Source organism: Halorubellus litoreus, from assembly GCF_037081675.1.
Taxonomy (GTDB): Archaea; Halobacteriota; Halobacteria; order Halobacteriales; family Natrialbaceae; genus Halorubellus; species Halorubellus litoreus.
On record NZ_JAZAQL010000001.1, the window covers coordinates 407,213 to 423,303 of the forward strand.

Below are 16,091 nucleotides of genomic sequence, written 5' to 3' on the forward strand. Positions count from 1 at the left end.
AGTTACTTCGGCGGCCGCAGCCGGTAGTACCGACGGTTCAAGTCGTACATGTAGCCCTCCTGCATCGACCGCAGCAGCGCGTACGAGATCGTTCCCGCGACGAACGGCAGCAGGAACGTTACGTCCAGCAGGAGACTCGACCCGATCGGGAGCAGGTTCTTGATGGAGAGCATACTGATCGTGAACGCGAACACGACCCCGAACACGCCAACCGCAGCCCAGAACGGCTGCTCGACCGGGCGGCGCGCACTCCCCTTGTTCAGGAACGGCACGATAGCGATGAACCCGACGACGACGAGGTTCGCGACCACGCCGTACGTGCGGTCCGCCATCAGCTTCGCGCCCTCCGCCGCCGTCTCCCCACCGAGGATGGAGAGCTCGGGGTTCAGCGGGCCGAGCTTCAGGAGGCCGAACGACCAGTAGAGGTACCAGTCCGGGAGGATGATAGCCGGCGTACTACTCGGGTTCGCCGGCGGCCCGATGTGCGGCGGGAGCGCCGCCGACAGGAACAGGATCATCCCGACGAAGAAACTCGTCAGGGAGAGGTTCCGGATCATCTCGTGGGGCCACGCCGGGAACGCGAGCACGTCACGTTCCACGTAATCGGACTCCTGACGGAGGTCCTGGTCCTCGCGTCGCGCCCGCTCGAAGTACTCGTACGTCAACCGGGAGAGTCCCTCCGTGCGCTCCTTGCGCTCGCGCCACGTCGGCGTCTCGTCGTCCGGCGCGACGATGCCGGTGCCACTGCCGCCGTCAGCCATGGGTTCCTCGTCGTTGTTGTTGTCTGCCATTGTATTAGTGTGGTTCCGCGATGCCCTGCATCCAGACGATGCCGATGTGGACCGCGATGAGCGTCGTCACGATGAACGGAAGCAGGAACACGTGCAGGATGTACATCCGTTGCAGCGTCGCCTGACTCAACGTGAACCCACCGAACAGGAGCTGGGCGACCCATTCACCCGCCAGTGGTATCGACAGCGACATCTCAACGCCGATCTGGCCGGCCCAGAACGCGAGCTGGTCCCACGGCAGCAGGTAGCCCGTGTACCCGAACACCATCGTCAGCGAGATGAGGACGATGCCGAGGATCCAGTTGAGTTCGCGGGGTTCCTTGTACGCGCCCGTGAAGTACACGCGGAGCATGTGCAGGAACACCGCTGCGACCATGACCTGGGCCGCCCAGCGGTGGATGGAGCGGAGCATGAACCCGAAGTTCAGGTCGGTCATGATGAACACGATCTGGTTGTACGCACCCGACGGGTCACCCGTCGTCGCCGGCGCATAGTAGAACCCCAAGAGGGCACCCGATAAGGCCGCGACGACGTACGCTATCGTCGAGAACGACCCCAACGCATAGAGTGGATACCAGTACCAGAACTTGTTGTCGAGATTGTACTGTTCCGTGTGACTCTTCGGCATCTGCATGTTGACCTTGTAGTAGAGGTCCTCGAGGAGCTCGAGGTAGTCAACGATGCGGAGACGCCGGTCGAGGTACACGAGGACCATCAGGTAGCCCTTCTCCACGGGCGTCAGGTCTCGCTTCTGTATCCAGCCGCGATGGTCGTGTTCGTCTTTCTTCTCCAGACTCATTGTGTCAGCCCTCCTTCTCCGGCCGCGGCAGTGCCACGAACGACTTCTGCACGATACTGAACGGGTCGTACACGGACTGGTGGCACTGACAGTAGATCTTGTCCGCCGCACCGAAGTTCGCGGAGCCGGCGATGGTCTTGAACCCGGGCACGCAACAGAAGTGCGTGCACTTGTTCAGCCACGCGACACAGCCCTCGGCCGTGGACGCGTCGATCCACTCGTCCTCCTTCGCGAGTTCTTGAACGTTCTCGGAGCGGATCACCTGGATTGGCATCGTCTCCGCGGGCGCGAGGTCCTGAGACCGCCACGTGCCGGCAGCGGGCTTCCCGTTCGCTTTCGTCCCGAACGACGTGTTCCATTCGCGCCAGGGGTCACCGAGCTCCTGGAAGTCGTCGATGTGGATCTTGTCACCGCCCTTGTCGCTGTGCCAGTCGTAGCCGCTATCCGAGTACCGGAAGTAGTTGTCCTGGTCCGCTTCCGGGTACACGCCCGAGTACGTCTGCACGCCGCAGTACTGGAACCACGCGGAGGAGTAGTCGACGCCCGTCCCCTCGTAGTCCTCGGTGACGGCGGCGTCGGCGCCCTCCTCGTACTCCGGCCACGCACCCTTGAGGTAGCCTTCCTTGTCCAGCTCGACGGGAATCTGGGGCATTCCGCGCGGCGCGGGCCCGTCGGTGTTCTCGACGGCGTAGAACGTCGTCGTCCCACCGCCCGCGCCGGTTGGCGCGGTGGCGGTGTTCACGGCGGCGGCGCTCGCTGTCGTGACGCCGGCGAGCGCGGCCCCGCCGACGACACCTTTGACGAACCGCCGACGGTCCGATTCGACCGGATACTTGTCTTCGTCCAGTGGCATAGTTATCGCTTGTAGTACGGGTATACTGCCCGTTTCAGTGTCTCGACGGCGTTCTCGGGGTCGAAGTCCTTCGTCCCGTCGACGTCCTCTTCGCGAACGTAGAGGTCCTCCCACTTCCGGCGTCGTTTCTTGACGATCATGACGTCCGGGAGGAACTCCTTGCGGTACAGCAGGAGGATGAACGCCAGGTCGACGAAGATGATCGCGAGGATCGTGCCGAGGTACATGTTGCCGACCGCGTCCAGTCCCCAGCCGGCGACGAGCCCGTACGTGAACAGGCCGACGAACACGACCTCGATGACGGTGAGGAGGACGATAGCGACCGCGGCGGCCGTGCTCTCGCGAGCGGGCTCGTACCGGTGGATGTCGCCGTAGTTGCTTCCTTTGGTCGACATGGATTATTTCTTGTTGGGGGCCGCGGTGTGCGCGGATTCGCCGTATTTGAGCGTGTAGAACGTGAAGAGCAGCGAGCTGATGATGGCGAGGATGGTCGCCAGTCCGACGAAGTGCGCCTGGAACGGGACGCCCATGTGTTCGGGGTCCTGTTCCTTCCCGCCGCCGCCGGTGGACACCGAGTCCTGCACGGTGATGCTCGCTTCCATCCCCGCGCCGACGTGCGGTTGACAGAAGTACTGGTACTCGCCGTTAGTCGTGAACGTGTGCGAGTACTCGTACCCGGTGTCGTACGTCTTCGAGTCTCCGCCGGGTGTGCCTTCCCAGCCGGCGCCGTCGGGTTGGCTGTCCACGACGATGTTGTGGTTGTCCGAGTCCCACACGAAGTTCACGGTCGTGCCGTTCGCTATCGTGAGGTCCGCGGGCTCGTACACGAGCGAGCCGCCGGGGCCGACCACGACCTCTTTCGTCGGGCCGGAGGGCGCACCACCGCCGGCCGTGGTGTTGTTGGCCGACCCTGTACCGTTCGGTGCGCCCGTGGTCGTCGTGTTGTTGGGCGCGCCGGAGCGTCCTTGGTCCTCGGCGGCGGCGCCTGCGGACGCCGCGCCGACTGCCGCGGCGGCTCCGGTAACGCCGCTGGCAGTTCTCAGAAAGTCCCGCCTTTTCATATACATCCGTAGGTCAGGATTGACGTTGCTTAAACCCACCGATGCGGGTGTCTGGAGGGGGTTACGTGGTGGGGTTCGAGCTCTCGTCGGTGTCTCGCTCCGCGTCGCTGTGACCCGTCGTCGCGGCGTCGGTTTCGTCCGTCCGCTCGCGCTCGGTGGCGCCGTCGACGTCGCGGTCTTCGCGCTCGTCGTCGGTTCCGGCGTCGAGCGCAGTCTCGACGGTTCCCTCGTCGTCCTCGGTCGGGAGGAACGCGGGTCGTTCGCCGTCCTCGAGCCCGATCGCTCGGAGACGGTCGCGGTACTCTTCGGCGCGGAACTTGTCGGAGAGGCGCGCGTTCGCGACGGTGAAGAACAGGACGAACGTGGCGGCGAGGAACAGGAGGCCGAAGACGACCATGAGCCCGCGACCGATCTCGCCGGCGCCGGCGGCCCCTGGCGCGAACACGGCGCCGCCGAGGAGGACGACGCCGGAGAGCCCGAGGACGCCCGCGATTATCTGGAGCATGAAGTTCCCGAGTTCGCCGCTTCCTTCGGGGACCTCTTCGGGGTTCGGGAGGACGGCGCCTGCTGGTGGTTCCTCGGGTTCGTAGGAGTCCATCGAGCAGAGCGCGACCGTCGGTTTCACGTCCCGAAGCACCGTTCCGAACCCTTCGACGGAGCCGTCGGGTCGTACGAGGGCGTACCCTTCGTCGGAGAACGCGAGCACGGCGTCTTCGCCGTCGACGTCGCGGCGTTCGACGACCGCGAACACGTCTCGGGTGGCGACGCGCCGCTCCAGGTCCGCTTGTACGCGTTCGAGGAGTTCGTCGCCGGTGATCCACGTCTCCGCGTCGAACGCGGCGTCCCATTCCTCGGGCGTCATCTCCGCCATGTCTCGCGGGCCGAAGTCCTCGAAGTCGTACTTCTCTTCGACGCGTGCGCGGAGTTCCGCATCCGAGGGCGAGTCGTCGGCTGACGCGGCCGGTTTCGCGTCGGCCGGCGGTGACGCGTCCACGGTCGACTCGGCCTGGTCGTCCCCGTCGGACTCGGCCGGGTCGTCGCCCTCGCCGGTCGGGCCGTCGCTGTCGCTCCCGGGGTCGGGGTCGTCGGCCGACGTCGGTCGGGAGTCAGTCATCCTCCGACACTTCGGTCCACGGGCGTTTACTCTTTCCGACCGCGGGCGTCCGGGAACGCGTCCTTTAGGACGCCCCGGCCGTTAGGGCCGGGCATGGTCGAAGACGTGGTGGTCGCGACGGTCGTCGCCGCCGTCGTCACCGCCAGTTTCCCGTTCTACGTCTACGGTGCCTGGTACATCATCAACCAGCCGGTCGTGACGTGGGACGTCCTCGTGTATCACCTGAAGTTCGTCGTCACCGGGCTCGTCCTGAACACCGTTCCGGTCGTCTTCTGGATGGCGCCGCGGTTGTTCGACAACCTCAGTAGCCTCACCGCCCTCCACGCGTTCCTCGGCCTGCAGGCGTACGCGATGCTCCTGTTCGGCCTCTGGGGTATCGTCCGTATCTTCCAGGCGAAACGCGCGGCGGACCTCTACGACGACCCGGACCAGGACGTCTCCATCGACGAGCTCCACGAACACATGGGGAAGTGGCGGACGCGCCTGCGCGTCGGCGTGTTCGGGTACGTGTTCTTCTGGATTCTCGCGTACCTCGTCGGCGTCGCTCGCTACCTGCGGTGGTACAGCATCCTCTGACGGGCGTTCCGATAGAATCTGGAAGGACGACGACGGCGGCGCCGGCAGCGAGCGCGGTTCGTCGTTACTGCTGGCGGTTCGGCATCTCGTCGGGCGCGTTGTCGTGGCGGTTCTGCTCGCGCGCTTCGTCGTTCAGCTTCTCGGTGTTCTTTCGCTCCCCGGGTTCGCGTTCGTCTTCGGCGTCCTCGACGGCGTCGTCGTGCGCGTCGTCGACGTCCGCGAGCTCCTCGGCGGGGACGTTCGTTCGTTCCTCGGGCGAGAGTTCCTCGTGTCGGTCTTGGTCCGTCGCTTCGTCGTTCGTCATACCTCGAATGCGTCGAGCCACGCGGGTATGCGTCGGGCCAAACCGGCTTGGCCGAGCGACGGCCAGCGGCGTGGTCGACGTCACCAGGCCTCGCCGCTGGCGAGGTCGACGTCGCTGTCGCCCTGTTCGCTCGGACAGACGTCCGCGAGGACGCACGCGTCGCAGTCGGCGCTCCGCGCACCGCAGACGGCGCGGCCGTGGTCGATGAGGAGGTGCGTGAACTGCTGCCATTCGCTCTCCGGGACGACGTCGAGGAGGTCCTGCTCGATGGCTTCGGGCCGTTCCTCGGTCGTCAGTCCGAGGCGTCGGGAGAGTCGCTGGACGTGCGTGTCGACGACGATTCCCTCGACGACGTCGTGCGCGTGCTGGAGGACGACGTTCGCCGTCTTCCGCCCGACGCCGGGGAGGTCGGTGAGCGCACTCATCTCGTCGGGGACCTCGCCGTCGTGCTCGGCGAGTAACTGCTCGCCGATGCCCTGCAGGTACCCGGCCTTGTTGTTGTGGAACGTGATACCGTAGATGGCGTCCGCGAGTTCGTCCTGCGTGGCGTTCGCGTAGTCCTCCGGCGTCGTGTACGTCTCGAAGAGGTCGCTCGTGACCTCGTTCACGCGCTCGTCCGTGCATTGCGCGGAGAGGACGACCGCGACGAGGAGTTCCAGTCGCGACGCGTAGTTCAGCGATATCGTCGAGTCGGGGTACTCCTCGTGGAGGCGTTCGACGACGGTCTCGGCTTGCGCGCGGCGTGAGTCGCGTGGCGTACCCATGGTGGTGTCGTTGGATACCCGACGGTTAGCCGTTCGGGTTTCGGTCACGCACCCGATATGGGCCGTTACGGACCCGTATGGACTGCCTAGGGAACCGAAGCAACCTGCCGAATTAAGTGTTGGCGGCCGTATGTTTCTGCTACGGCCAGTCCCGTGTCCCGGGGGGCCACATGGGGGAATCATGAACACGCACGCCGCCACCAGTAGCGACAGCACCGTCTCTATCACCGACTCGGGGCTTCCGGCGCTCCAGCTCGCGATCCAGTCCGACACGACCGACGTCACGACGGTCGTCGTCGAAACGCAACTCCCGGACGCCATCGACCCCGACGCCGTCGCGGTCGACGCCGACGACTGCACTGTCTACGCGAACGGCGACGTCAGGTGGCGCTCGACCCTCGAACCGGGCGAGAGTGCCACCGTCACGCTCGGCGTCCCGGTCACCGAACCGGAGACGGTCGACGAACTCGTCGACGCACCGGTCCACGTCGTCCCACCCGAGCACGCCGAGCCACCAGTCGACGACCGCGAGCCCGTCGACCCCGTGGACGCCGTCTCGTTCGACGCCGCCGAACCGACGGAGCGCGTTCCGGAAGTCGTGTACGAGCGCGTGCACGAGCACACCACCGACGCGGAGCTGACCGCCGACGCCACGACGGACGACGCCCTCACCGCCCCTCACGATGCCGACCCTGCCGCGAACGCGGTCGTCACGGCGCCAGCGGGTGCGTCCGCGACCGTGGACGACGCTGAAAGAGGGGCCGAATCCACCGAGCACGCACGCGACGACTCCGAGACGCGTGACGAACACGTCGACTCCGAGCCTTCCGACGAGGGTCGTGAGTGGACGGGCGACGCGTTCGAGAACGCGCTCCGCGTCCACGACGACCGATCGCGAGCCGACGAAGCAGCCTACCGCTTCTCGGTCGCGTTCACCGAGGACGCCAGCACGGACTGCGCGATCGAAGTCCTCGAAGGGTTACTGAACGGAACGACCGTCTACAGCGCGAGTCCAACCCTTCCCGACCTCGAATCGGGCGCGAACCCCGACCGACTCGCGGTCACGATATCGACCGCGCTCGACGAGGACGACATCGTCGGCGCGCTCGGGGAACTACGGGGAGTGACCGTGGAGACCTTCGAGGCGGTCGACGTCGACGGCGTCCCCGCGGAAACCATCGACTCGAACGCCGACGAGCAGTTCCAGCTGCTCGACGAGGCACTCGACCCCGAAGAGTACGACGAGTTCGCCGCGGAGGTCGACGCCCTCGAGGAGGGAACGGTCGACTTCGGTTCGGAGCCGGTGTCCTTCGACGAACTCGTCGAGAACCCCGACGACGCATGGGAGTTCGCCGACGACGACGACCGCGAGACCAGTGCCGGGACTGGCGGGAGTACGACGGACGACGACGACCGCGTCGCCGAACAGCTCCTCGACGAACTCGAATCGGGTGGGGTCACGGAGCGCGAGCGCGTCGAACTCCGCCGGCGCCTCGGCGTCGACCCGCGAACGAGCACCGAAGCGCGCATCGACCACCTCCAGACTCGCGTCGAGGAACTCGCGGCGTACACGGACGCGCTCGAAGCGTTCCTCGACGAGAACGGGACCGCACGCGACGTGCTCGAGGACCTGCAAGCCGACGTCGGCTCGCTCCACGAACGCACCGCCGCCGCCGCCGACGAACGCGGCGCGCTCCGAGCGGACGTCGACGAGGTCGAGGCGAGGACCACCGACGTCGAAGCGACGACCGACGACATCGAAGCGACGGCCGACGACATCGAGGAGGCGGTCGATGCGATCGACGCACGCGTCGAGACCATCGAATCCGAGCAAGCCGCCGAACGGGAGCGAGTCGACGGACTCGCGTCCGCCGTGCGCTCGAACAGCGACGACATCGACCACCTCGCCGCGGACGTCCGCGAGGACGTCGACGAACTCGCCGACGCCGTCGACGACCTCACCGCGACCGTCGAATCCATCGACGAACGACTCGCGGAACTCGGCGAGACCGTCGAGCAGAACGCTCGCGTTCGCGAGAAACTCGAGACGCTCACGTCCTGACACACCGACTCCGTCACCGAACCGCATGGAATCCTGCCGCCGTGGGTTTTAAGCGCGCGGTCGTCTCCCGTAGAGGTATGAAAGCTACCGCGATGGCTCACCCGATCCAGGGCCTCGTCAAGTATCACGGGATGCGCGACGACATCGAACGACTCCCCTACCACGACTCCATCAGCGTCTGCACGGCACCGAGTCACACGAAGACGACCGTCGAGTTCTCGATGGACTACGACGAGGACACGTACGTCGTCGACGGCGAGGAACTCGAGGGGTCCGCGTTCGACCGCGTCGAACGCGTCGTCGAGAAGGCCCGGTCGATGAGTGACGCCGCACACACCGTCTACCCCGTCCGCCTCGAGAGCGAGAACTCGTTCCCGTCGAACGTCGGCCTCGGCTCCTCGTCCTCCGGGTTCGCGGCCGCCGCACGCGCGCTCGCCGAAGCCGCCGAACTCGACGCGAGCCTCGAGGACATCTCGACCATCGCACGCGTCGGGTCCGCGAGCGCCGCACGCGCCGTCACCGGCGGGTTCTCGTACCTCACAGCCGGCATGAACGACCAGGACTGCCGGAGTCACCGCATCCCGACCGACCTCGAGAGCGAACTGAAGATCGTCGTCGCACTCGTCCCCGCGTACAAGGAGACCGACGACGCGCACAGCGAGGCCGAACGGAGCCACATGTTCGGCGACCGGATGGCGCACGTCGTCGAACAACTCCAGGACTGCAAGGACGCCCTGCACGAGGACGACCTGGAGCGCGTCGGCGACATCGCCGAACACGACTCGCTGAGTCTCGCCGCGACGACGATGACCGGCCCCGAAGGCTGGGTGTACTGGAAGCCCGCGACCCTCTCCGTGTTCGACACGGTCCGGGAACTCCGCGAGAACGGGTACGAGGACGACGACGACGTGAACTCCGTCCCCGTGTGGTTCTCGACGGACACCGGCGCGTCCGTGTACGTGAACACGACCGCCGAGCACGTCGAGCGCGTGAAGGAAGCCGTCGCCGAGACGGGCGTTCGAACGACCATCTGGGAGGTCGGCGGCCCCGCGAAGCTCCTCGACGACGACGAAGCGCTCTTCTAGGTCGTCCGCGAACGACGCTAGCGGTTCCGTCCGTTGGCGCGGCCGTGCCGGACACCCAAAGCCCCTTGACCCGTCCTCCCGTAGCCGCCGCCAATGGCGAAATGCGACGAGTGCGGCAGGCAAGAGAACATGCCGTACACGTGCTCGCACTGCGGGAGCACGTTCTGCGGCGAACATCGCTTGCCGGAGAAGCACGACTGTCCGGGGTTGACGGAGTGGAACGACCCGAAGGGCGTGTTCGACAGCGGGTTCGACGACTCGGTGAGCGCGGAGAGCAGCGGCCGGTCGTTCACGCTGTTCGGGCCGGGTGGGGCGCTATCCTATTTCCGCGGGAACATGACGTACGTGTTCCTGGCGTTGATGTTCGTGACGTGGTTCGCGCAGATGGCGGTGCTGACGTTCGCGAGCCGGAGCCTGCACAACACGCTGTTCGTGTTGAGCTCGCAGAATCCGGAGTACCTCTGGACGTGGGTGACGTCCATCTTCGCGCACGCTCCCTTCGGATTGGCGCACATCGCCGGGAACGCCATCGTGATCTTCTTCTTCGGCCGACTCGTCGAGGACCTGGTCGGGTCGCGTGACTTCACGCTCCTGTTCCTCGGCACCGGGATGCTCGCCGGCCTCGGCCAGATCGGGTTGTCGATGGCGCTCAATCCGGGCGCGTTCTCGGGCGTCCTCGGGGCGAGCGGCGCGGCACTCGCGATACTCGGCGTGCTGACGGTGCTGGCGCCGGACCTGAAGGTGTACATCTACTTCATCCTCCCCGTCCCCATCTGGGCGATCACGATATTCTACGCGCTCATCTCGTCGCTCGCCATCCTCGGCGGCGGCGTGGGCGCTGGCGGCGTGGCGCAGGGCGCGCACCTCATCGGTCTGCTCGTCGGGCTGGCGTACGGGAAGTACATCGAGGGCGACGTGCGGCGCCCGCAGAGCCTCGGGTTCGGTGGCGGCCGCGGCCCGGGCGGCCCCGGCGGTCCGGGTGGCGGTCGCCGTCGGTTCTGATGGCCGTCGCTCGACAGAGGTGGTCGTGATGGACGTCGTTCGTCCCGAGTTCCTACCGGACGCGTCGGCGTCGCGCGAGGCGATGGAGGCCTTGCAGCGCGACGTGGCAGCCGCGGCGGTGTTCGCGGACGAGTTCGAATTCGACCCGGCGCGCGTCGGCCGCCCGGAGGGGCCGCTGGTCGCGGGCGTCGACCAGGCGTTCCTCGACGACCGTGCCGTGTCGGCGGTCGTCGTCCGCCGCGGTGACGAGGTCGTCGAGCGGGCGTACGCGGTGACGCCACTCGAGATACCCTACATCCCGGGACTCCTGTCGTTCCGCGAGGGCGGCCCCATCGTGGACGCGCTCCGCGGGCTGGAGCACGTGCCGGACCTCGTGCTGTTCGACGGGAGTGGCCGCATCCACTATCGGGAGGCGGGGCTGGCGACGCACATGGGCGTCGCGTTCGACGTCCCGGCGGTGGGCGTGGCGAAGAACCTGCTCTGTGGGACGCCAGAGCGGGACGTCGACGATCTCGCCGAGGGCGAGCGCGTCCCCGTGCTCGCGGACGGTGACGTGACCGCGGCCGATGGCGAGGTGATCGGGTACGCGGTCCAGTCTCGCCAGTACGACTCCGGCCGGCAGTCCATCAACCCGCTCTGGGTGAGTCCCGGGCATCGCGTTTCGGCGACGACGGCGGCGGACGTGGTGCTCGCGACGACCGCGGGCTACAAGCTCCCGGAGCCGACGCGGCTCGCGGACGCGTACGCCGACGAGGCCAAGCGCGAGGTCGAGTCCCGCGAGGAGTGACTGTGGAGCGCGACCGGTGCTGTGGCTGCTGACTGTTCTGGGGCTGGCAGGCGACCCGTGGCCGTGCTCGCGCGCCGGCGGGTCGCACTCCCGCCTGGACCGACGCGCGTCGTGTTAGTCGTGACGGGGACCGTGGCCGCGTCCTCGTTGTTCAATGTCGGGGGTGGAAACGGAGCGAGGAGCGAGTGCCGGGACCGGTGACACTTACGTACCCGCCGGGCGAAGCCCGGGATATGACTGACGCGGACGAGTCGGCGGTCGCGGTCGACGACGAGGATGGGGAGACACGACACAAGGACGTCTGCCTCGTAACGGGAGCGTCCTCTGGGATCGGGCAGGCGACGGCGCTCGCGTTCCTCGCGGAGGACTGGGTGGTGTACGCGACGGCGCGGGATACCGACGACGTGACAGAGCTTGTGGAGGCTGGCTGTCGCACCGCCGAGTTGGACGTGACGGACGGCGAGCAGGTCGACGCGGTGGTCGGGCGCGTCGTCGACGAACAGGGTCGCATCGATTGCGTGGTGAACAACGCGGGGTTCGCGCAGTTCGGGCCGCTCGAGGACGTGTCGACCGCGGCGCTCGAACGACAGTTCGACGTGAACGCGTTCGGGCCGCATCGGCTCGTTCGCGCGGCGCTCCCGCACATGCGCGAGGCCGGGGATGGGACGGTCGTGAACGTGTCGAGTGTCGTCGGCGAGCTGTCGCTCCCGGGGTCGGGGGCGTACGCGGCGTCGAAGGCGGCGGTGGAGTCGATGAGTGACGCGCTCCGCGCGGAGGTCGAGGAGTTCGGCGTGGACGTGGTGGTGGTGGCGCCGGGGCCGGTCGACTCGTCGTTCTACGACCGCGCGGACGAGGAGCTCGACGGGACCGAGCGGTCGGGCGCGTACGACGACATCTACGAGCTGTACGACGACGCGGCGTCGATGGGCGGGTTCGGGCCGGCCTCCATCTCGCCGGCGATGGTCGGGGATGCCATCGTGAACGCGGCGAGCGCGACGGACCCGGCGCCGCGGTATCCCGTCGGGCCGATAGCGAAGTACTCGGGGCTCGCGCAGTTCGTCCCGAAGCGCTTGCGCGACCGGGTGTTCGCGCTGGCGCGGCGGTTGTTCGCGTGAATCGTGTTCGACGTCCTCGAGGGTGACGGCGGCGCCGGGTCCGGTGGCGATGACAGCGATGCGTCGAGTGTGATTGAGACCGCAGTGGCGTGTCTCGCTGCGGGCGTGGAGCGCGCGGACCCGTTCCGGGCGACGCGGGAGGCGGTGTCGGTCGACGGCGACGCGCTCGTCGTCCAGGGTGAGCGGTACTCTCTCGCGGACGTGGACCGCGTCGTCGTCGTCGGTGCGGGGAAGGGCTGTGACCGGGTCGCGTCGGCGCTCGTGGACGCGCTCGGCGGTCGGGTCGACGACGGGCTGGTGGTCGTGGACGAGCCGGCTGCGGGACTCGCGTTGGGGCCGGTGTCGGTGCGCGTGGGCGACCATCCGGTGCCGAGCGAGCGCGGCGTGGCGGCGACGCGTGACGTCCGCGAGCTGGTCGCGGACGCGGACGAGGGGACGCTCGTGCTCGTGGCGCTGACGGGTGGGGCGTCGGCGTTGCTCGCCGCGCCCGTCGAGTCGGTCGGGTTGGACGCGCTCCGGGCGGTGACGAGCGCGCTGCTCGGCGCGGGCGCGGCCATCGGCGAGGTGAACGCGGTCCGGAAGCACGTCTCGACGGTGAAGGGCGGCCGGTTGGCGGTCGCGGCGACGCCAGCGCGCGTGCTGACGGTCGCGGTGTCGGACGTCGTCGGTGACGACCCGGCGATCGTCGGGAGCGGGCCGACGGCGCCGGACGCGTCGACGTTCGCGGACGCGCTCGCTGTCCTGGACCGCTACGATATCGACGCGCCCGCGGTTCGCTCGCACCTCGAAGCGGGTGCCGCGGGCGGAGGCTGGGGTGGCGTTGCGGAGACGCCTGGAGCGGACCACGATGCGTTCGAGGACGTGCCCTATCACGTGGTCGCGTCGGCGCGAACCGCCGTCGACGGTGCGAAGGAGGCGGCCGCGTCCCGAGGGTTCGAGGCGACGGTGCTTTCGACGACGATGCAGGGCGAGGCGAACGAGTGCGGGCGCTTCCACGCCGCGGTCGGTCGGGAGGTCGCGTCCGCCGGGGACCCTGTCGAGCCGCCAGCGGTCCTCGTGTCCGCGGGCGAGACGACCGTGACGGTATCCGGGGACGGGGACGGCGGCCCGAACCAGGAGTTCGTGCTCGGCGCGGCACTCGACCTCGCGGACGGGCCTCGTCCTCCCGACGGCGTGGACGTCGCTGTCGCCGCGGTCGACACGGACGGTCGGGACGGGAGCACCGACGAGGCCGGCGCGGTGCTCGCGGGCGACGCGCTCGCTGACGCGGAACTGCGCGACGGGGCGCGCGATGCGCTCGCGCGGAACGACGCGACCGGGTTCTTCGAGCGGTTCGAGCGCGCCGCAGCGCCCGCAGCGCCCGCGGACGCGGACGACCGTCGGTTCGGCGGGCGGTTGCGGTCGGGGGCGACGGGGACGAACGTGAACGACCTCCGGGTCGTCGTCGTCGACGACCGATAACGCAGTACCCTTGCGGGAGGCCGTCGTTCCGGCGGACGCTCGCGGTAGGGGACCCGCAGCGTTTTGGCGATGGCGGCCGGAGCGTCGACCGTGAAGTCGTACGAGCGCAAGCAGCTCCTGGAGCGCATCGAGCGCGAGAGCGCGACGGTCGGCGCGGACATCCCCGAGACCATCACTGTTCAGGGGGAGGCGTTCGAGCTCCAGTCGTTCGTGTTCGAGATGAAGCGCGTCGACGGCGTCGCGCCCGAGGACCGCGAGCGCGTGCAGGAGGCGAAGCGGAACCTGCGGCGCGAGCGCCTCCAGCGCAAGCAACGCCTCGAGAACGAGGACATCTCCTTCGAGGAGGGTGAGGCGCTCGTCGGCGCGATAATCGGCCTGGACCGCGCGTTGAACGCCTTGGAGAACCTCGGGCCGACGGACCTGGAGCGGGAGGCAGAGGCGCAGGCGGCGGCCGACCGGAAGCGCTGGATGAACTTCCTCCAGCAGGCGCTCGGTCACGACGAGGACGGCCCGCGAACCGGGCTCTGATCGACGGAGACACCTACGATGGCACTCAAGCACGACGTTGCCGACGAACTGGAAGCGTACGCGAACCTCCTGGAGATGGACGGCGTGGAGTACAAGCCGAACGTGTACCGGCGCGCGGTCGAGTCCATCCGCGAGTACCCGGGGTCGCTCGAGGCGCTCGCCGAGGACGGCGAGGACGCGCTGCAGGCGCTGGACGACGTGGGTGACGCGATCTCCTCGAAGATCGTGGAGTTCCACGAGACGGGCGCCATCGAGGAGCTCGAGGCGATGCGCGAGCGGTACCCCGTGGACCTCGACGCCCTGCTGCGCGTGGAGGGCGTCGGCCCGAAGACGGTCGGGACGCTCTACGAGGAACTCGGGGTGACGGACCTCGACGAGCTGGAGGCGGCGGCCGAGGACGAGCGCATCCAGGACGTGAAGGGGTTCGGTGCGAAGACGGAGCAGAACATCCTCGAGGCCATCCCGTTCGCGCGCCAGGCCGGTGAGCGAGAGCTCCTCGGGGCGGCGCGCCCGGTCGCGGAGCGCGTTCGCGCGTTCGTGAGCGAGCACGACGCGGTCGAGAACGCGGAGGTCGCGGGGTCGACGCGCCGCTGGCGGGCGACCATCGGCGACGTGGACGTGCTCGCGGCGAGCGACGACGGCCAGGCGGTCGTGGACGCGTTCGCCGCGTGGGAGCCCGCGGACGCGGTCATCGAGGCGGGCGAGCAGAAGGCGTCGGTGCGGTTCGACGGGATGCGTATCGACCTCCGGGTGGTCGTGCCGAGCGAGTTCGGGAGCGCGCTCCAGTACTTCACGGGGAGCAAGGACCACAACGTCACCCTCCGGAACTACGCCATCGACCAGGGCGTGAAGCTCAACGAGTACGGCGCGTTCGACGTTTCGGACGTCGACGACGTGGACGCTGACGCCGACGACGGCCAGCGGGTCGGTGAACGCATCGGCGGCGACACGGAGGCGTCGATGTACGCGGCCCTCGACCTCCCGCTCGTCCCGCCGGAGCTCCGCGAGGGCCGCGGCGAGGTCCGGGCCGCCATCGACGACGCGCTCCCGGACCTCCTCGTCGAGGCGGACGTTCGCGGAGACCTCCACACTCACACGGACGCGAGCGACGGCGCGAACTCGGTCCGCGAGATGGTCGCGGGCGCGAAGGCGTTCGGTCACGAGTACGTCGCCATCACAGACCACGCGACCGGCCCGGGCGTCGTCGGCGGGATGGGCGTCCCGGACGACGCCCTCCTGGACCTCGCCGACGAGGTCGCGGCGGTGAACGACGACGTCGACGGCATCACGGCGTTCTCGGGCGTGGAGGCGAACGTCGACGCCGACGGCGAGATATCCGTCGCGGACGACGTCCTCGCCGAACTCGACGTCGTGGTCGCGTCCCCCCACAGCAGTCTCGACATGCCGGGTGACGAGGCGACCGACCGCCTCTGTACGGCGATGGAGCACCCCAGCGTGGACGTCCTCGGGCACCCGACGGGGCGGCTCCTGAACCAGCGCGAGGGCCTCGACCTCGACGCGAACCGCCTCGCCGCGGTCGCCGCCCGCGAGGGCGTCGCCTTGGAGGTGAACGCGAACCCGAGCCGCCTCGACCTCTCCGGGAGCGCGGTCAAGGCCGCGGTCGACGCCGGCGCGACGGTCTCCATCAACACGGACTCGCATCGCCCCGAGACGTACGAGAACGTGACCTACGGCGTCCACACCGCGCGCCGCGGGTGGGCGGAGCCCGACGACGTCCTGAACACGTACGACGAGGACGCGCTCCGCGAGTTCCTGCACTGACTCGGGG

17 protein-coding genes are annotated in these 16,091 nt (G+C 68.4%); 9 read left to right on the forward strand and 8 right to left on the reverse strand.

The window, feature by feature from the left end; translation table 11 throughout:
• Window positions 1-2 precede the first annotated feature (2 nt).
• From VYJ16_RS02110 to VYJ16_RS02135, 6 genes are all read right to left on the reverse strand, one after another.
• Complete coding sequence (locus VYJ16_RS02110) at window positions 3-791, reverse strand: cytochrome b family protein (protein ID WP_336348668.1); 789 nt, start codon at window positions 789-791, stop codon at window positions 3-5.
• A gap of 4 nt (window positions 792-795) precedes the next feature.
• Window positions 796-1,590, reverse strand: coding sequence for a cytochrome b (locus VYJ16_RS02115; RefSeq protein WP_227131801.1), 795 nt, complete (start codon window positions 1,588-1,590; stop codon window positions 796-798).
• 4 nt (window positions 1,591-1,594) lie between these two features.
• Window positions 1,595-2,443, reverse strand: coding sequence for a ubiquinol-cytochrome c reductase iron-sulfur subunit (locus VYJ16_RS02120; protein WP_336348669.1), 849 nt, complete (start codon window positions 2,441-2,443; stop codon window positions 1,595-1,597).
• 2 nt (window positions 2,444-2,445) lie between these two features.
• Window positions 2,446-2,838 (reverse strand): DUF7318 family protein, encoded by a 393-nt coding sequence (locus tag VYJ16_RS02125; RefSeq protein WP_336348670.1) that lies wholly within the window; start codon window positions 2,836-2,838, stop codon window positions 2,446-2,448.
• Window positions 2,839-2,841: 3 nt separating this feature from the next.
• Window positions 2,842-3,504 carry a plastocyanin/azurin family copper-binding protein gene (locus VYJ16_RS02130; protein WP_336348671.1) on the reverse strand — a complete coding sequence of 221 codons (663 nt, stop codon included), beginning with the start codon at window positions 3,502-3,504 and terminating at the stop codon, window positions 2,842-2,844.
• Between the two features lie 61 nt (window positions 3,505-3,565).
• Window positions 3,566-4,618 (reverse strand): DUF7319 domain-containing protein, encoded by a 1,053-nt coding sequence (locus tag VYJ16_RS02135; RefSeq protein ID WP_336348672.1) that lies wholly within the window; start codon window positions 4,616-4,618, stop codon window positions 3,566-3,568.
• A 93-nt stretch (window positions 4,619-4,711) separates the two neighbouring features.
• On the opposite strand from VYJ16_RS02135, the gene VYJ16_RS02140 reads away from it, so the two are divergent.
• Window positions 4,712-5,194 carry a DUF7321 family protein gene (locus VYJ16_RS02140; protein ID WP_336348673.1) on the forward strand — a complete coding sequence of 161 codons (483 nt, stop codon included), beginning with the start codon at window positions 4,712-4,714 and terminating at the stop codon, window positions 5,192-5,194.
• Window positions 5,195-5,258: 64 nt separating this feature from the next.
• Here the strand turns inward: VYJ16_RS02140 and VYJ16_RS02145 are convergent, their stop codons facing one another.
• Window positions 5,259-5,498: a hypothetical protein gene (locus VYJ16_RS02145; protein ID WP_336348674.1), complete on the reverse strand. Its 240-nt coding sequence runs from the start codon at window positions 5,496-5,498 to the stop codon at window positions 5,259-5,261.
• An 80-nt stretch (window positions 5,499-5,578) separates the two neighbouring features.
• Window positions 5,579-6,262 carry an endonuclease III gene (gene nth / locus VYJ16_RS02150; protein ID WP_336348675.1) on the reverse strand — a complete coding sequence of 228 codons (684 nt, stop codon included), beginning with the start codon at window positions 6,260-6,262 and terminating at the stop codon, window positions 5,579-5,581.
• Window positions 6,263-6,443: 181 nt separating this feature from the next.
• Here nth and VYJ16_RS02155 point away from each other — a divergent pair, with 181 nt between their 5' ends.
• From VYJ16_RS02155 to polX, 8 genes are all read left to right on the forward strand, one after another.
• Window positions 6,444-8,324, forward strand: a complete 1,881-nt coding sequence (locus VYJ16_RS02155; RefSeq protein ID WP_336348676.1) for a hypothetical protein — start codon at window positions 6,444-6,446, stop codon at window positions 8,322-8,324.
• A 77-nt stretch (window positions 8,325-8,401) separates the two neighbouring features.
• Window positions 8,402-9,409, forward strand: coding sequence for a phosphomevalonate decarboxylase MvaD (mvaD, locus tag VYJ16_RS02160; RefSeq protein WP_336348677.1), 1,008 nt, complete (start codon window positions 8,402-8,404; stop codon window positions 9,407-9,409).
• A 93-nt stretch (window positions 9,410-9,502) separates the two neighbouring features.
• Complete coding sequence (locus VYJ16_RS02165; protein WP_336348678.1) at window positions 9,503-10,411, forward strand: rhomboid family intramembrane serine protease; 909 nt, start codon at window positions 9,503-9,505, stop codon at window positions 10,409-10,411.
• Window positions 10,412-10,439: 28 nt separating this feature from the next.
• A complete protein-coding gene (locus VYJ16_RS02170) occupies window positions 10,440-11,198 on the forward strand; it encodes an endonuclease V (RefSeq protein ID WP_336348679.1) in 759 nt (252 codons plus the stop codon).
• Window positions 11,199-11,431: 233 nt separating this feature from the next.
• Window positions 11,432-12,313 carry an SDR family oxidoreductase gene (locus VYJ16_RS02175; RefSeq protein WP_336348680.1) on the forward strand — a complete coding sequence of 294 codons (882 nt, stop codon included), beginning with the start codon at window positions 11,432-11,434 and terminating at the stop codon, window positions 12,311-12,313.
• Window positions 12,314-12,316: 3 nt separating this feature from the next.
• Entirely contained in the window at window positions 12,317-13,774 is a 1,458-nt protein-coding gene (locus VYJ16_RS02180) for a glycerate kinase type-2 family protein (protein WP_336348681.1), read from the forward strand.
• A gap of 90 nt (window positions 13,775-13,864) precedes the next feature.
• Entirely contained in the window at window positions 13,865-14,302 is a 438-nt protein-coding gene (locus tag VYJ16_RS02185; protein WP_336348682.1) for a DUF5788 family protein, read from the forward strand.
• 18 nt (window positions 14,303-14,320) lie between these two features.
• Window positions 14,321-16,084 (forward strand): DNA polymerase/3'-5' exonuclease PolX, encoded by a 1,764-nt coding sequence (gene polX / locus VYJ16_RS02190; RefSeq protein ID WP_336348683.1) that lies wholly within the window; start codon window positions 14,321-14,323, stop codon window positions 16,082-16,084.
• Window positions 16,085-16,091 lie beyond the last annotated feature (7 nt).

Bases quoted from the DNA above. Each gene is read 5' to 3' on its own strand.
- VYJ16_RS02110 (WP_336348668.1), bottom strand. From the start codon at position 791: ATGGCAGACAACAACAACGACGAGGAACCCATGGCTGACGGCGGCAGT.
- VYJ16_RS02115 (WP_227131801.1), bottom strand. From the start codon at position 1,590: ATGAGTCTGGAGAAGAAAGACGAACACGACCATCGCGGCTGGATACAG.
- VYJ16_RS02120 (WP_336348669.1), bottom strand. From the start codon at position 2,443: ATGCCACTGGACGAAGACAAGTATCCGGTCGAATCGGACCGTCGGCGG.
- VYJ16_RS02125 (WP_336348670.1), bottom strand. From the start codon at position 2,838: ATGTCGACCAAAGGAAGCAACTACGGCGACATCCACCGGTACGAGCCC.
- VYJ16_RS02130 (WP_336348671.1), bottom strand. From the start codon at position 3,504: ATGAAAAGGCGGGACTTTCTGAGAACTGCCAGCGGCGTTACCGGAGCC.
- VYJ16_RS02135 (WP_336348672.1), bottom strand. From the start codon at position 4,618: ATGACTGACTCCCGACCGACGTCGGCCGACGACCCCGACCCCGGGAGC.
- VYJ16_RS02140 (WP_336348673.1), top strand. From the start codon at position 4,712: ATGGTCGAAGACGTGGTGGTCGCGACGGTCGTCGCCGCCGTCGTCACC.
- VYJ16_RS02145 (WP_336348674.1), bottom strand. From the start codon at position 5,498: ATGACGAACGACGAAGCGACGGACCAAGACCGACACGAGGAACTCTCG.
- nth (WP_336348675.1), bottom strand. From the start codon at position 6,262: ATGGGTACGCCACGCGACTCACGCCGCGCGCAAGCCGAGACCGTCGTC.
- VYJ16_RS02155 (WP_336348676.1), top strand. From the start codon at position 6,444: ATGAACACGCACGCCGCCACCAGTAGCGACAGCACCGTCTCTATCACC.
- mvaD (WP_336348677.1), top strand. From the start codon at position 8,402: ATGAAAGCTACCGCGATGGCTCACCCGATCCAGGGCCTCGTCAAGTAT.
- VYJ16_RS02165 (WP_336348678.1), top strand. From the start codon at position 9,503: ATGGCGAAATGCGACGAGTGCGGCAGGCAAGAGAACATGCCGTACACG.
- VYJ16_RS02170 (WP_336348679.1), top strand. From the start codon at position 10,440: ATGGACGTCGTTCGTCCCGAGTTCCTACCGGACGCGTCGGCGTCGCGC.
- VYJ16_RS02175 (WP_336348680.1), top strand. From the start codon at position 11,432: ATGACTGACGCGGACGAGTCGGCGGTCGCGGTCGACGACGAGGATGGG.
- polX (WP_336348683.1), top strand. From the start codon at position 14,321: ATGGCACTCAAGCACGACGTTGCCGACGAACTGGAAGCGTACGCGAAC.